This is a genomic window from Butyrivibrio sp. (genome assembly GCF_017433805.1).
Classification (GTDB): domain Bacteria; phylum Bacillota; class Clostridia; order Lachnospirales; family Lachnospiraceae; genus Butyrivibrio.
This window is the reverse complement of sequence record NZ_JAFRGN010000007.1, coordinates 169,684-184,808: the sequence shown is the minus strand read 5'-3', so window position 1 is coordinate 184,808 and position 15,125 is coordinate 169,684. Positions and strand designations below refer to the sequence as shown.

Annotated in this window: 13 protein-coding genes; 11 read left to right on the top strand and 2 right to left on the bottom strand. The window is 41.9% G+C overall.

The features are described from left to right. Nucleotides 1-14 precede the first annotated feature (14 nt). The 9 genes from IJI01_RS01370 (at nt 15) to larE (ending at nt 9,556) form a co-directional block, all read left to right on the top strand. Complete coding sequence (locus tag IJI01_RS01370; RefSeq protein WP_292184679.1) at nt 15-923, top strand: carbohydrate ABC transporter permease; 909 nt, start codon at nt 15-17, stop codon at nt 921-923. After that, complete coding sequence (locus IJI01_RS01365; protein WP_292184676.1) at nt 916-1,926, top strand: carbohydrate ABC transporter permease; 1,011 nt, start codon at nt 916-918, stop codon at nt 1,924-1,926. Before IJI01_RS01370 ends, IJI01_RS01365 begins: the two co-directional genes overlap by 8 nt. Before the next feature lie 139 nt (nt 1,927-2,065). After that, nucleotides 2,066-3,559, top strand: coding sequence for an ABC transporter substrate-binding protein (locus IJI01_RS01360; RefSeq protein WP_292184673.1), 1,494 nt, complete (start codon nt 2,066-2,068; stop codon nt 3,557-3,559). A 100-nt stretch (nt 3,560-3,659) separates the two neighbouring features. Next, nucleotides 3,660-5,396: an SGNH/GDSL hydrolase family protein gene (locus tag IJI01_RS01355; protein WP_292184670.1), complete on the top strand. Its 1,737-nt coding sequence runs from the start codon at nt 3,660-3,662 to the stop codon at nt 5,394-5,396. Nucleotides 5,397-6,204: 808 nt separating this feature from the next. Next, nucleotides 6,205-6,543 carry a hypothetical protein gene (locus tag IJI01_RS01350; protein ID WP_292184667.1) on the top strand — a complete coding sequence of 113 codons (339 nt, stop codon included), beginning with the start codon at nt 6,205-6,207 and terminating at the stop codon, nt 6,541-6,543. Continuing rightward, a complete protein-coding gene (locus IJI01_RS01345) occupies nt 6,540-6,869 on the top strand; it encodes a hypothetical protein (RefSeq protein WP_292184664.1) in 330 nt (109 codons plus the stop codon). The genes IJI01_RS01350 and IJI01_RS01345 overlap by 4 nt, the downstream gene beginning before the upstream one ends. Nucleotides 6,870-7,035: 166 nt before the next feature. Then, entirely contained in the window at nt 7,036-7,803 is a 768-nt protein-coding gene (locus tag IJI01_RS01340; protein ID WP_292184661.1) for a tRNA threonylcarbamoyladenosine dehydratase, read from the top strand. A gap of 70 nt (nt 7,804-7,873) precedes the next feature. Next, entirely contained in the window at nt 7,874-8,608 is a 735-nt protein-coding gene (locus IJI01_RS01335; RefSeq protein ID WP_292184659.1) for a hypothetical protein, read from the top strand. Nucleotides 8,609-8,737: 129 nt separating this feature from the next. Further along, nucleotides 8,738-9,556: an ATP-dependent sacrificial sulfur transferase LarE gene (gene larE, locus IJI01_RS01330; RefSeq protein WP_292184657.1), complete on the top strand. Its 819-nt coding sequence runs from the start codon at nt 8,738-8,740 to the stop codon at nt 9,554-9,556. A 2-nt stretch (nt 9,557-9,558) separates the two neighbouring features. Here larE and IJI01_RS01325 read toward each other — a convergent pair whose 3' ends face one another. Then, entirely contained in the window at nt 9,559-10,317 is a 759-nt protein-coding gene (locus IJI01_RS01325) for a helix-turn-helix domain-containing protein (protein WP_292184655.1), read from the bottom strand. A gap of 275 nt (nt 10,318-10,592) precedes the next feature. Here IJI01_RS01325 and IJI01_RS01320 point away from each other — a divergent pair, with 275 nt between their 5' ends. Continuing rightward, the gene (locus tag IJI01_RS01320; RefSeq protein ID WP_292184652.1) at nt 10,593-12,488 is read left to right on the top strand and encodes a glycoside hydrolase family 127 protein; all 1,896 of its coding nucleotides are present in this window, start codon (nt 10,593-10,595) and stop codon (nt 12,486-12,488) included. Between the two features lie 166 nt (nt 12,489-12,654). Here IJI01_RS01320 and IJI01_RS01315 read toward each other — a convergent pair whose 3' ends face one another. Then, a complete protein-coding gene (locus IJI01_RS01315; RefSeq protein WP_292184649.1) occupies nt 12,655-13,932 on the bottom strand; it encodes an O-acetylhomoserine aminocarboxypropyltransferase/cysteine synthase family protein in 1,278 nt (425 codons plus the stop codon). 251 nt (nt 13,933-14,183) lie between these two features. Here IJI01_RS01315 and IJI01_RS01310 point away from each other — a divergent pair, with 251 nt between their 5' ends. Further along, the gene (locus tag IJI01_RS01310; RefSeq protein WP_292184646.1) at nt 14,184-15,095 is read left to right on the top strand and encodes a hypothetical protein; all 912 of its coding nucleotides are present in this window, start codon (nt 14,184-14,186) and stop codon (nt 15,093-15,095) included. Nucleotides 15,096-15,125 lie beyond the last annotated feature (30 nt).

Sequence of the window (15,125 nt, the reverse complement as noted above, 5' to 3'; positions counted from 1 at the left end):
AAGAGGTATTTATCATGAGTAAGCAGAAAAATAAATTAGCCGGGCTTCAAAAGCGTAAGGCAATATCGGGATATCTTTTCATATCTCCGTTCATAATTGGTTTTTTGGTCTTTATGGTCAAGCCACTTTTTGAGTCTTGTTACATGAGCTTCTGTGAGGTAAGTCTTGCAGCTGGTAACGTTACAAAGACTTTGAATGGAATTACAAACTACATATTTGCATTTAGAGTTGATCCAGAGTTTAACAGACTTCTGTGGGAAGAAATTTCCAGAATGATGGTTTATTCACTTGCCATTATCGTATTCAGTTTCTTCGTGGCACTTATACTGAATCAGAAGTTCAAGGGAAGAGCACTTGTAAGAGCGATTTTCTTCCTTCCTGTTATCCTCTCATCTGGTGTAATCATTGGACTTGAGTCCAACAACCAGTTGATGGATCAGTTGGCTCAGACAATTGAGCAGACGACTTCAGGAATAAGTGTTACAGCAGCCCTTGAGAATATCCTCAGAACAGCGGGCATTGGTGTAAGAGCTTATGAGAAGGTCTTTGAAGTAATTGATAACATTTATGACGTAGCACTTTCCTCTGGTATTCAGATTATCATCTTCCTTTCCGGTCTTCAGACTATCTCATCAAGTATGTATGAGGCAGCTGATATCGAAGGATGTACAAAGTGGGAGAGCCTTTGGAAGATTACATTCCCAATGATCAGTTCACTGTTCCTTGTAAACTGGCTCTACACAGTTGTTGATTTCTGTATGAGATCTGACAATGCAGTAATCGAGAAGATCCAGAAGGTTATGATCGATCAGCAGCAGTATGGAAATGCATCAGCGATGTCATGGATATACTTCTTATTGGTACTTGCGTTTGTAGGACTTACGTCATTCTTGATTTCAAAGAGGGTTTATTATTATGAGTAATGTACAAAATAGCACAGGATACAAAAAGTTAACATTTTGGGAAAGAAATAAACTCTCTGGTGGTTATCTTCTTCAGAAAGTAATAATGGAGAAAGCTGTTAGTATCGTAAGATTCATTCTGTTATTTGGAATGTGCTTCCTGATTCTTCAGCCAATCTTCAATAAGATCTCTGTCAGCTTCATGACAGAAAAAGACCTTTATAACCCGATTGTTGTTTCCATCCCTGAGCACTTTACAACAGGAAACTACAGACTTGCAGCTGAGCTTATGAACTATAAGACAGCGGTACTTAATTCACTTCTTATTTCATTTACTATAGCTGCACTTCAGATCGCAGTTTGTACACTGGTTGGTTATGGATTTGCCAGATTTGAGTTCCCACTCAAGAAGCTCTGGTTCGCAATGGTTATCCTTGTAATCCTTATTCCACCACAGACAATTGCCAGCTCACTGCACCTTCACTTCAGATACTTTGATATCCTTGGAATCATCAAGCTTATCACAGGTGACACTATCAACCTTCGTGGTTCCAAGATTCCTTACTATCTGATGAGTGCCGGCTGTATGGGACTTAAGAACGGTCTGTATATCTACATGATCCGTCAGTACTTCCGTAACATTCCTGGCGACCTTGAAGAGGCTGCTTACGTTGACGGATGTGGAACACTTAAGACATTCCTTAGAATTATGCTTCCACAGGCTACACCTATTCTTACATCTTGCTTCCTGTTTGCATTCGTATGGCAGTGGACAGATGGATTCTATTCCAGAATGTTCCTTGGTAATACCAAGCTTGTCAGCACAGGTCTTTCAAGAATCGTAGATAGCCTTGGTGCATACATTCAGAGAATTAACGGCGTTAAGACAACAATTTCAATAGCTTATTCCAACTGTATTCTTGCTACTGGAACACTGATGATCATCGTACCACTCATCGCACTTTACCTCTTCGCTCAGAGATCATTCGTAGAGAGTATTGCGGCAACGGGAATCAAAATGTAATTTAGCAATATTTGAGAAGTTGGGGAATATTATAGCAATAGTTGATTATCGGAAAAACATGCACAAACTTATAATATAAGTTAGTAGTTTTTTCGTTAAACATATCCTAAGGGGATACATTAACAAGGAGGATTAGAGTATGAGAAAGTCTCTAACAACAAAAGCAACAGCTGCTATCGCAGCAGCAGCTATGCTCACAAGCATGGCAGGATGCGGAGCTGAGACAGCACCAGCATCAACAGACACACAGCAGCCAGCTGAGACAACAGCAACAGAAACAGCTGAGACTGCAACTGCAGAAGCTACAGAGGCACCTGCAGAAGAAGCAGCATCTGACGAGTATGATCCTTATCAGATTATCACAGATGCAGATGGCAACCCAGTAGATCTTGGTGGCATCGAAGTAGTTATCCGTGACTGGTGGTCAGGCGACCCAGCAGAGCCACAGAACGAGTATGAAGAGGCACTTAAGGATTACAGAGATTGGATCCAGGAGACATACAACTTCACACTTACACAGACAGCTATGTCTGACTGGGGTTCAACACCTACAGATTTCGTAGACTACGCTACAACAGGCGGAGATGAGAACTATGTATTCATCCTTCGTGATGATCCAGCTATCACATCTGCTATGTCAAACGGTCTTATGTATGATCTTTCAACACTTGACTGCCTTGACTTCAACGATGTTAAGTTCCAGAGAAACCTTCTTCACAAGCAGTATTCAAAGGGCGACAGCATCTACGCTATGTTCGCTGGATACTCAGAGGCTCGTACAGGTGTTTACTTCAACAAGAGACTCCTTACAGAGGCTGGTATCGATCCTGAGTCAATCTACGATATGCAGGCTGACGGAACATGGACATGGGATAAGTTCGAAGAGCTTATGAGCAAGGTTCAGCAGGATAAGGACAACGATGGTACAATCGATGTTTACGGTCTTACACTTAACGAAGGTAACATGACAACAGCTGCAGTATTCTCAAACAACGGTTCTTACATCGACAAGGATGCTAGCGGTAAGTTCGTATACAACCTTGAGTCTCCTGAGACACTTGAGGCTCTTGAGTGGACAGTTAAGATCTTCGATACATATGATGCAGAAGTTGCTAACCCAGAGGGCGCTGAGTGGGATTACTACAAAGAGCAGTTCATCAACGGTCAGGCAGCATTCATGGTAGAAGATGAGTATGCAGCATGCCCAGGTAACTTCCTTGAGGATATGCAGGATGAGATCGGCTTCGTTATGTTCCCTAAGGGACCTAAGAAGGATGATTATGTAAACGTTTGGTCTAACAACCCAGCAGCAATCCCTGGTTGCTACGATGCTGATAAGGCTTGGAAGATCGCATTTGCTTGGAACCTTTGGACAAATCCACCAGCAGCTGAGTACGTTGATTACAACGGATACCTTTCAACAGCTAGAAATGGTAAGTTCGATGAGAGAGCAGTTGATGAGACAATCCAGATGATGACAGAAAAGGGTACTGTTGCTTACCACGGAATGGTTCCTAACCTTAACCTTGGTTCAGACTTCGTATGGAACATCGGACCTGGCGCTGTTGTTTCAGAGCAGGTTGAAGCTATCCGTGATACATGGAAGGCTTATGTTGACGAAGCTAACAAATAATTAAGCTTTTAGAGGTTTTATAATTAAAGGTTTATAGAGGCGGCGTCTTAAAACGCCGCCTCATTTTTTATGACTTATTTTAGACTAGAGGGTATACGCAATGGACGCAACAGAAGTTAGAGGACCCAAGGCACCCAAGGATCCTATCAAGAAAAAACCATTCTTTTTTATAATGCAGGGGAAAGACATTTTTGGAGCACCTCAGCCAGATGGAAGAGGAATCCAGTTTATTTATGAGGATAGCGGCAGACTCATAAATGCAGCGAAAATTGCCGGAAATATCACAGATGATTATATGCTTGAACTTCTTAAGACCACAGAGGGATTAAAGAAGATGGTACACTCAATTGGGGTAAGTGTATCAGGAAGATTAAAAGACGAAAAAGTAAAATTTGTTTTTCAGATGTATCCGAAAAAACCAGGTGAACCATCAACAGAGATTGTCAAAGAGCTTGATATGGACGGTATGGAACAGGTTATCCAGATGTCCGATGTTGATTGGGTATCAACTGATTATGAACCAGGACAGATTCGCTTTGAATTTGCAAGTTCTGGTATACAGGCATCAGCAGATGTCAGATTTTATCTAAATAATGGCTTTGTAGCACCAATTCAGCCTATGGAATCTATGGTTGATTTCACATCAAAGGGCTATAAAGAGATGATCAGTCGAAGCCTTATGCAGGCAGGTAACATAGGACGACTTGAGAAAGTTCTACAGAAAGCAGGCAAGGGCGAAGATGTTACTCTTGGCTTTATCGGAGGATCAATTACTCAGGGCGCAGGTGCTATTCCTATCAATGAAAAATGCTATCCCAAGGTATTTGCAGATAGTTTTGAAAAGAAATATGCTAACGGCGGAAAGGTTACTCTTTTAAAAGCCGGTGTAGGCGGAACTCCTTCAGAGCTTGGAATGGTTAGATTTGAAAGAGACATCCTTCGCGGCGGTGTCAGAAAACCTGACATGATCGTTATCGAGTTTGCTGTTAACGATGAAGGTGATGAGACCAAGGGCGTATGCTATGAGAGTCTTGTTCGTAAGGCTCTTGCACTTCCATGGAAGCCTGCAGTAGTTCTTTTGTTTGCAGTATTCTCATTTGATTGGAATCTTCAGGACAGACTTGGACCAGTTGGTGTTCGCTACGATGTGCCTATGGTCAGCGTTCTTGATGCTGTAACTCCACAGTTTAACCTACTTCCAGAGGACGGAAGAGTTATTTCCAAGAATCAGTTCTTTTACGATGTATTCCATCCAAGTAACCTGGGCCACCAGATCATGAGCGATTGCCTCATCAACCTGATGGATGAAGTGAATGGCAATGCTACAAGTCTCGATACAGGTGTCGAGGAGAAGGATCTATCCAAGATCAAGCCTGTTATCGGAGCAGATTTCGAGAATGTTGAGCTCATCGACAGACACGAGCTTGCCAGACTTAAGAAGAAGTATCACATTGGTATGCTTGAAGAAGGTTCCTTTAACAAGACTGACGAGGAGCTTCAGATGGTTGAAATGGATACTCAGATTGAGCCAGTTCCAGAGTTCCCATACAACTGGTGCCATGAGAGCGGTACAGAGAGCTTCAAGATGAAGATCACCTGCAGTAAGCTTCTGCTCCTGTTCAAGGATTCCGGAAGTCCTACTCACGGAACTGCAGAAGTGTATGTAGATGACAAGAAGGTAATGGACGCCGATCCACTCAAGGTTGGTTGGACTCATTGCAATTCAGTCATCATCTTCAACAACAAGAAGGCTGAGAGCCACGTCATCGAGATCAAGATGACAGATGGCATGGCAGACAAGAAATTTACAATTCTTGGATTTGGTGTTGTTGGATAAGATGAGATAAGTGATAGGGGTTGACGTATAACTAGCCTAGTTATTGTCTGGCGCTATATAACATGGTGCTTTATAACCCGGCGGATGCTATAATTTGGCACCCGCCGGGTTTTGTTATGTTTTATGATTAGGGAAACGCAAGGGTATTAGAGGCATTATAGTATCAATATTAGCCACAAATAAAATGTGGGAGTATTTGCGGCTAATGAATTATATGGGGTATTTGGGAACTGTTAGCCGCAATGTATGATGAGATATAAGTGCGGCTAATGGAAATTCAAGAGATTTTTGAGGCCATTAGCCGCATTTGATATGAGCCTTTTTGTGCGGCTAATGACATGAAATTTAAAGAGCATCGGGCATTAGCTGCAAACACGAGATTCTGCAAAATGCGGCTAATACTATCGAAGAAGCCAAGAAAATGTATTAGCCGCAAACTCACATAACCCAATGATTCGGCTAATCAAGCTCGAAAATCCACAAAATCCCATTAGCCGAAAGCATCATAAAATAATTGATGCGGCTAAAGCTAACCCATTACCAATGTATTTTATTGACAACCAAGATTAAGATGAAGTATACTCTCTTTCAGTTTCTATATGTTTCTTAGAAAAGTGTGTGTCCATATCGGGCGTTCGAATACACATTTCACCAACATATGCTTAGGAATACAGATGTGCTATATACAAAGGGGTAGCCTTACCTAGCTGTACCACTAGCTACACCTCTAGCTGTACTATATAAGCTTGTGGCATGTATTTAGCGCTAATAATAAATAATAGAAAGTGAGAGAAGTAGCTTAATTAACATGTTTTTAGAAGAATTATTAAACGAGCAGGAGCGCATAATAGAAATACTGTCAAAAGCAAGGGAAGACATTGAGAAATCTCCTGAAGGGACACTTAGGATAACAAGATCCAAATCTAATCCACGCTATTACCATCGCAAGAATTCCGCTGACCGCACTGGGACTTTCATTAAGGCAAAAGATATGAATCTGGCGAAGAAGTTGGCGCAGAAAAGATATGCTGAGGATGTAATACATGAGCTAGAGCAAAAAGAGGAATTGATAGATGCTATCATAAACTCATACAACGATAGTAACATTCCATCCATTTTTCGTAGCTATAACGAGGCGAGGCAGTGAGGTCTAAATCAGAAGTAATTATCGCGGATACTTTGCTAAGGCTTGGAATCCTTTATCAATATGAGCTTCCTTATGTTTATCAGGGCAAGACCATGTTTAATCCCGATTTTACAGTGCTAAATGTCAGGAAAAGAGAATGCGTATATATAGAACATTTCGGCAAAATGGCCTCAGAAGGATATAGAGAAAGCTTCTTTTGGAAAATGAGAAATTTTGAGAAAATGGGAATAGTCCAGGGAAAGAATCTAATTATGACTTTTGAGGATGCAGATCATCAATTCAATATAAAAGACTATCTAAAGACAATATGCGAATTGTGTAAGTGAAAACTGTGAGAAATAACTATTTTCCCTATGTGGACAGAGTTCTAACCATAGATTATATTGGTTATAATATTGATTCTTGTATAATGATAAAGACATGGATGAGTTCCTGAATTTCATGTTGAAGGAAATGAATCATGATAGTGTATAAAGATAATAGGTATGAAAAATGAGAGAACAGTTTATTAGAACCGAGATGCTTCTGGGCTCAGAGGCGCTTGATAAATTATCAGGGAAAAGAGTTGCCATATTTGGCGTAGGTGGTGTAGGCGGATATGTCTGCGAAGCGCTTGTGCGATGCGGAATTGGCGAGTTTGATATTATAGATAATGATACTGTTGCAGAATCAAATCTCAACAGGCAGATAATTGCACTTCATAGCAACATAGGCAGGAGCAAGGTTGAGGTGATGAAGGAGCGTATGCTTGATATCAACCCTGATGTGAAGGTTAATGTTCACGAGTGCTTCTTTTTACCAGAAAATGCGGATTCTTTTGACTTCTCTCAGTATGACTATGTAATTGATGCTGTGGATACAGTTACAGCGAAGATAGAGATAATAATGAGAGCTAAGGCTGCAAATGTGCCTGTTATCAGCTCAATGGGAACAGGAAACAAGCTTAATCCAGCGATGCTGACAGTTACAGATATTTCCAAGACTCATATGGATCCTCTTGCCAAGGTTATGAGAAGAGAACTCAAGAAAAGAGGAGTATATAAGCTGAAGGTTGTTTATTCTGAGGAGCAGCCGATCAAGCCAGCTGTATCTGACAATCATAATAATCCAGATGGAGTTTCAAATATGACATCTGAGCCGAAAACAGAAACCACTGATAATGGCACTCGTAGGCGCAGTACTCCTGGAAGTGTATCCTTTGTGCCATCAGTAGCCGGGCTCTTTATAGCATCAGAGGTTGTGAAAGATATGATATCTTGACCTGAATTATCAAAAATCGCATTTAATGCGGTGACTGAAAGAACATGATTCTAGAATAGGAAGATAAGAAATGAGTTATAATCCATCACTAGATTTTCTGAATATGATCAAGTCCGATGTCAGTAGTGTATCAGTAAGACATAGTTGTATCAGCAAGACTACTTCAGATAGCAATAGCATAAAGAAGCATACAAATGTGGCAAAAGCAGATGTCGATAAAAATTCAGCAGGTGTAATTGCCGTCATCGACACCGAGACCAACTGGCGAGATGAGGTGATGTCAATCGGTGTAGCTCTAGCAGATAGTAAGACCTTCAAGTGTACTGATACCAGATATTACATCATAGATCCAGAGTACAGAGTTGGCGGAATATATTCCAATGTTCTCCACTATAGGGACAACGGAGAGAGGAGGCTTTCATGCTTGGAAGTGACTCTTTCCAGAAGCAAGGCACTTCAGGAGATGAAACGATATCTGACAGATAATGGCGTCATTAAGATATTTGCTTATAATGCTAAGTTTGACTTGGGGCACCTACGAGAACTTGATGATTTTGAGTGGTACGACATCATGAGACTTGCTGCCTACAAGCAGTACAATAGCGCTATTACTGAGTCTATGGCTTGCTGCAAAACAGGGCGTCTTAAGACCAATTATGGTGTTGAACCTATTACAAGAATGCTCACAGGTGATAATTACTACTGCGAAGTACATAATGCAGTTTATGATGCAGTGGACGAGCTGAGGATCATTGAGCTTCTTGGACATGAATTATCTCTGTATGAATGCGCTAAGATCAATTAGGCATATAGATACCCATACTAAGGTTTATAAACAACGATAAATATAAACAGATGTAACTTGCACACAATTCAAAACGTGTTACTATTAGATAGTATACAATTTGTTTTATGCAATAACAGAGGTAGCTATATGGAAAACTTATCAAAAGAGCTGCAGGAAAAGCTTGATGCACTTAAGGAATACATCAAGAATCTTGGTTCACTGGCAGTAGGATTTTCAGGTGGTGTGGATTCGACATTTCTTTTGACTGTGGCACATGAAGTTCTGGGTGACAGGGCTATTGCAGTTACAACGGTAAATGCTGCTATTCCAGAGCGTGAAATTGGTGAAGCCAAAGAGTTCTGCGAAGAAAAAGGAATTCGCCATTTCATATGTGAATATGATCCGCTTCAGATCGACGAGTTCAGGCATAATGCACCGGACAAATGCTATTATTGTAAGCGTGCTGTGTTCACAGAAATAAAGAAAGTAGCGGCTGAAAATGGAATAGAGTATATTGCAGAAGGCTCCAACATGGATGATCTGGGAGATTATAGACCTGGACTTCGCGCGGTTGAAGAGCTTGCAGTTACGAGTCCGCTGCGAGAAGCTAAGCTCTACAAATCCGAGATTCGTGAGATTTCTAAGGCTATGGGGCTTCCGACCTGGAGTAAGCCGGCTTATGCATGTCTTGCGACACGTATAGCTTATGGCGAGGAAATCACCAGAGATAAGCTGAACATGATCGAAAGCGCAGAAAAGTTCCTTATAGAGAACGGCTTTTACGAGGAACGCGTCAGAATGCACGGTAATCTTGCAAGAATTGAGGTTCCGGCCAAAGATATTACCCGTCTTGCTGCAGATGACATTCGCGAGGCAGTTTACAAGCGCTTCAAAGAGATCGGATTTTTATATGTATCTCTTGATATGCATGGCTACAAAATGGGCAGCATGAATGAAGCTTTATAATTTTAGTATCTTGAGAGGGCGTTTTTCCTATATTCAGTAGGAGAGATGCCCTTTGTTTTATTGAACCGGCGGCTGAAATATAGCATGTCTTCAAAGCCAAGTTCTTTGGCGATTTCCCCCACACTCTTCTCGGTAGAAGTTAAGAGTTCGCAGGCTCTTTTCATGCGAAGCTTGTTGTGGTAGTCCCCAAGCGACATTCCCATATCGCGCTTGAAGGTTGCAGACAAATAGCTGTAGCTTAGAAAGAACTGCTTACTGAGTAGCTCTTTGGAAAAAGACCTGTCTAAATGACTTGCCAGGAAGTGGCAAAGCTTATCAGTAAGGGATTCCTCAGAAGCCTGTTGAATACTGATAAGGGTTAAAAGAGCTTCATATAACTTGGCGTTCTTGCTCAGCCTACTCATGGGATCAGAGCTGGAAAAAGAACTATTTAGCTGGATCAGGCGATTTATGTAATCTTCAGGAACAGACAGCTCTTTGGGCAGAGTGATGCTGTATTCGCCGTTAGAAGAGCCTTCCTGATATTCGGGGAGACCTCCGTCATCAGAAGTAAAGTGGGCGTAGAACCAGCGAGTACCGGCAGGAATCTCTAGCTTACCATAGTGACGGATTCCACTCTTGAGAAACAGTAATTCACCTGCATGTACAGCGTAGTCTGTATCGCTCTCAGTAACGTAGATAACACCGCTTAGAACGACGATCATGACATTGAAATCAGCAACTCTATCCACATGCATAAAGGGAGTGGGAGTTGCAAGCACGGCGCACTCCAAAAGAATGGGATTTTGTACTGTATTAATTTGTACGTAAAAAGTATTATTGTCCATATAGATAGTCCTATTATCCATGTTATTATTGTTTGGATAATATTATAATACATATATAGTATGATGAATATTTTATTAGTTTCAAAAAAGACAGGAATATCTAATATTTAATAGTAATTATTTGATAACAAAAATGTATAAATAGAAATACATGAGATAAGCAGAAATCCAGATAGATGGATAATAGAAAGAACAATAGGAGACCGAACATGAAGAAACAATCCCAGATTAGTGAAAAAGCCTACAAGGCAGCAGGTTTTATCGGTAAATATCAGAAGCTCATAAGCGATACTGTTATTCCATATCAGTACAGCGTTCTTCAGGACAAGGCTCCTGATACGGAAAAGAGCCATGTGGTAGCTAACTTTGTCAACGCTGCTAAGGCTCTGAAGGGCGAGGATGTTGGTGATGGCTTCTATGGAATGGTGTTCCAGGACAGCGATGCAGCCAAGTGGATTGAGGCTGTGGCATTTTCTCTTATAAATAACCCGGATGCTGAGCTTGAGAAGGCAGCAGATGACCTCATTGATCTCATTGCTGCTGCTCAGGATGAGGACGGGTATCTCAACACATTCTTTACCATCAAGGACAGAGATAAGCGTTGGAGTAACCTCTTGGAAGCCCATGAGCTCTACTGTTCCGGTCACTTTATCGAGGCGGCTGTGGCATACTATGAGGCCACAGGAAAGCGCACGCTTCTTGATGTTATGGAAAAAAATATAGAGCATATCTACGACGTTTTCATCAACAAGAAAAACGGCGGATTCCCAGGACACCCTGAGATTGAGCTTGCTCTTATGAAGTTCTATAGAGCAACTGGAAATAAGCACGCTTTTGAATTGTGTCAGTATTTCATAGATGCAAGAGGCGTTGATGTTGAATTTTACAAAAAGGAAGCTGAGAAAAGAGATTGGTCTGTATGGAACTCTAATCCTATGGACAATGATTACAGACAGGCTGATAAGCCAGTAAGAGAGCAGTCTGACGCTGTTGGTCATGCTGTAAGAGCCGTATATCTTTATACTGGAATGGCTGATCTTGCTTCTGAGACTGATGATAAAGAGCTGCTGGAGGCTTGTCATAGGCTCTGGAACAGCATTACACGTAGGAGAATGTACTTGACTGGCGGAATCGGTTCAACTGTGCATGGAGAGGCCTTCACTGTTGACTACGACCTTCCTTCAGATACAGCCTACGCTGAGACCTGCGCTTCAATTGGACTTATGTTCTTTGCTTCCAGAATGCTTGAGAATGAAGTTAAGGGCGAATACGCTGATGTGATGGAGCAGGCTTTCTACAACACTGTTCTGGCCGGAATGCAGCTTGATGGTAAAAGATTTTTCTATGTTAATCCACTTCAGGTGGATCCTGGAATTTCAGGAATAGCGCCAACTCACAGACATGACCTCACACAGCGCCCTAAGTGGTATGCATGTGCTTGCTGCCCTCCAAACGCAGCGAGGCTTATCAGTTCCTTCGGAATGTATGCTTACGGCGAAAATGAGGACACTGCCTTCTGTCATATGTATGCAGCAGGCGAGATTTCTTTTAACAATGGTATTAAACTTGTGTGCACAACAGATTACCCCCACGGAATGAATGTGCAGTACAAGGTGACCGGAAACGGCAAGCTCGCAGTCAGAATTCCAGGCTGGAGCAAGAACTACGAGCTTGTAGTTGACGGTAAAAAAGTTGACGCAGAGCCTGTAGATGGCTATGTATACATCGATGTAGATGGTGAGATTAACGCAACACTCACTTTGGATGGCACTCCTGTATTTGTGCGCGCATCAGGTAAGATCCCTGCACTTACTGGAATGACAGCAGTTAAGAGAGGACCACTTGTTTATTGCTTTGAAGGTGTGGATAACGGATGCGTCAGAGCTATCAGAGTTGACAGGTCAAAAGCGATTGAGCTTGGAGGCTATAACGAGCTGCTTGGAGCTACAACTCTGGTGGTATCTGGCGAGCGCGTTGAAGACTTTGATGGACTCTACACAACGGATGAAGAGAAGACAACTCCAGTTAAAGCTATAGCAGTACCTTATTACACCTGGGGAAATCGCGGTGAAAACGAGATGAGAGTCTGGATGCAGTGTAAGTGAAGTACATAGATAAGTGAAAAATGCTGGTTGATATAGATAAATAAGAGTAGATAGATATGACTGTTCGGCAATAAAATAAGCCTGTGGATTGTGAGTGTTGTTCAATACACAGGCTTTATTGTTCTCATTATAGAAATTATGAATACTTAAATCATGACACGTATGTTCATGCAAGTGCATTTGCAAGATCTGCGATGAGATCCTCTTTGTCCTCAAGACCACAGCTGATTCGGATAAGTCCAGCTGGGATTCCAGCAGCTGCAAGCTGTTCATCTGTCATCTGACGATGAGTTGATGTAGCTGGATTCAGGCAGCAGGAGCGGGCATCAGCAACGTGAGTCTCAATTGCGAATACCTTGAGCTTCTTCATGAAGCTCTCTGCAGCAGCACGTCCACCCTCGAGTTCGAAGGAAACAACTCCGCATCCGCCGTTAGGAAGATACTTCTGTGCAAGCTCGTAGTATTTATCACCCTCAAGGCCAGGATAATTAACCTTAACAACACCAGGCTGAGCCTGAAGGAACTTGGCAACAGCAAGACCATTTTCAACGTGTCTTGGCATACGAACGTGAAGTGACTCAAGACCAAGGTTGAGGATGAATGCGTTCTGAGGTGACTGGATGCAGCCAAAGTCACGCATGAGCTGTGCTGTACACTTTGTGATGAAAGCACCCTCTTTTCCGAACTTTTCAGCGTATGTAATGCCGTGATATGAATCATCTGGCTGTGTGAGACCTGGGAACTTGTCAGCGTGAGCCATCCAATCGAAGTTACCTGAATCAACGATTGCACCGCCAACGCCAGCGCCGTGGCCATCCATGTACTTGGTTGTTGAATGAGTTACGATATCTGCGCCCCACTCGATAGGTCTGCAGTTAACAGGAGTAGGGAAGGTGTTGTCTACTACAAGTGGCACGCCGTGGCTGTGAGCAGCCTTAGCAAATTTCTCGATATCAAGAACTGTAAGAGCAGGGTTGGCGATTGTCTCACCAAATACTGCTCTGGTATTTTCTTTAAATGCAGCGTTGAGTTCCTCTTCTGAAGCATCAGGAGAAACGAAAGTCACCGCGATGCCCATCGTGGCCATTGTTACAGCGATGAGGTTGAAGGTTCCGCCGTAGATTGATGAAGAAGCTACGATGTGGCTTCCGCATTCACAAATATTGAACAGGGCAAAAAAGTTAGCTGCCTGACCTGAAGATGTCAACATTGCAGCGCATCCGCCCTCGAGAGCAGCGATCTTGGCTGCTACATAATCATTTGTAGGGTTCTGAAGTCTTGTGTAGAAATATCCAGAAGCCTCAAGGTCGAAGAGCTTACCCATGTCTTCGCTTGTATCATATTTGAAAGTTGTGGACTGAATGATAGGAATCTGACGAGGCTCGCCGTTTCCTGGAGTATATCCAGCCTGCACGCATTTTGTTCCAATTCTCTGTTCGCTCATATTATAGATCTCCTTTGAAAAAATAAAGCACATCCCTATTACAATACCATATTTCAACTGTTAATAACAGACTTTATTGGATTAAAGAAGTAACGTGATATATTTTACGGCAAAACGTAGGTGATATGTGAAAAATATGCAATATTTTTCTGTGATTTTTGGTAAAGAAAATGTAGTATAACAGCTTGATTCTGAGTATAATTAAGTGTACTTGTAATGGGGATTACAAATATGTATTTCGGGGGATATATATGAAGGACTATATCTATTGGCATCTGCCAGGATTCAGTGTGTTCAGGGATCTTAACAGTATCCTGATCGATCTCATGAGAGAATTTCCTAACAGCTTCTACGAGAATTACCGCGTGGGTAGTGTTTATGGCACTTTCCCTGGAGCTATATGGAATGGGGGGAGAACAGTTCTGGGATTCTGTCCCAAGAATGAGATCGAGCGCACTATCAAGCTCTTTAATTCCAAGCACGTTCCAGTTCGTTTCACCTGGACCAATCCACTTATAGAAAATAAGCATTTAAACGATACTTATTGCAATCTCGTTATGCGACTTGCGGACAACGGCGAGAATCAGGTACTTGTTAACACACCTGTTCTTGAGGAATATTTGCGAAAAGAGTATCCGAATTTCAAATTTATTTCATCCACAACCAAGAGAATAACTGACCCGGACAAGCTTCATCAGGAACTGGAAAAAGATTATTTCATGGTAGTTTTGGACTACGACATGAACCATGACCAGGAGGTTTTAGAGAGCCTTAAGCCTGTAGCGGACAGAGTTGAGATTCTCGTAGATGAGATCTGCTTCCCACAGTGCCCTAAGCGCCTTGAACACTATAGAGATGAAGCAGAAAAGCAGCTTGAGTTTGAGATAGCAAGACCTTTTAACTGTCCTAACAGACAGGAAAAGAAATCCTTTGCTGATTGTATGAATAAGCCAGCCTTCATTTCTAAGGAGGAGCTGAACGATTATATTGATATGGGCTTTAGGAATTTCAAGCTTGTTGGCCGTGGCCTTCCACAGAGTCTTGTCCTAGACTCATATATGTATTTCCTGGTAAAAGAGACAGATCAGGTATTTATAAGAAATCAGATCAATAAGAGACTTGCTGAAATTGCAGAAAAAAGAGCTGCAGCAAGAAGAAAATAAGAGAAACTAAAGACTAATATGAAAAGAGCC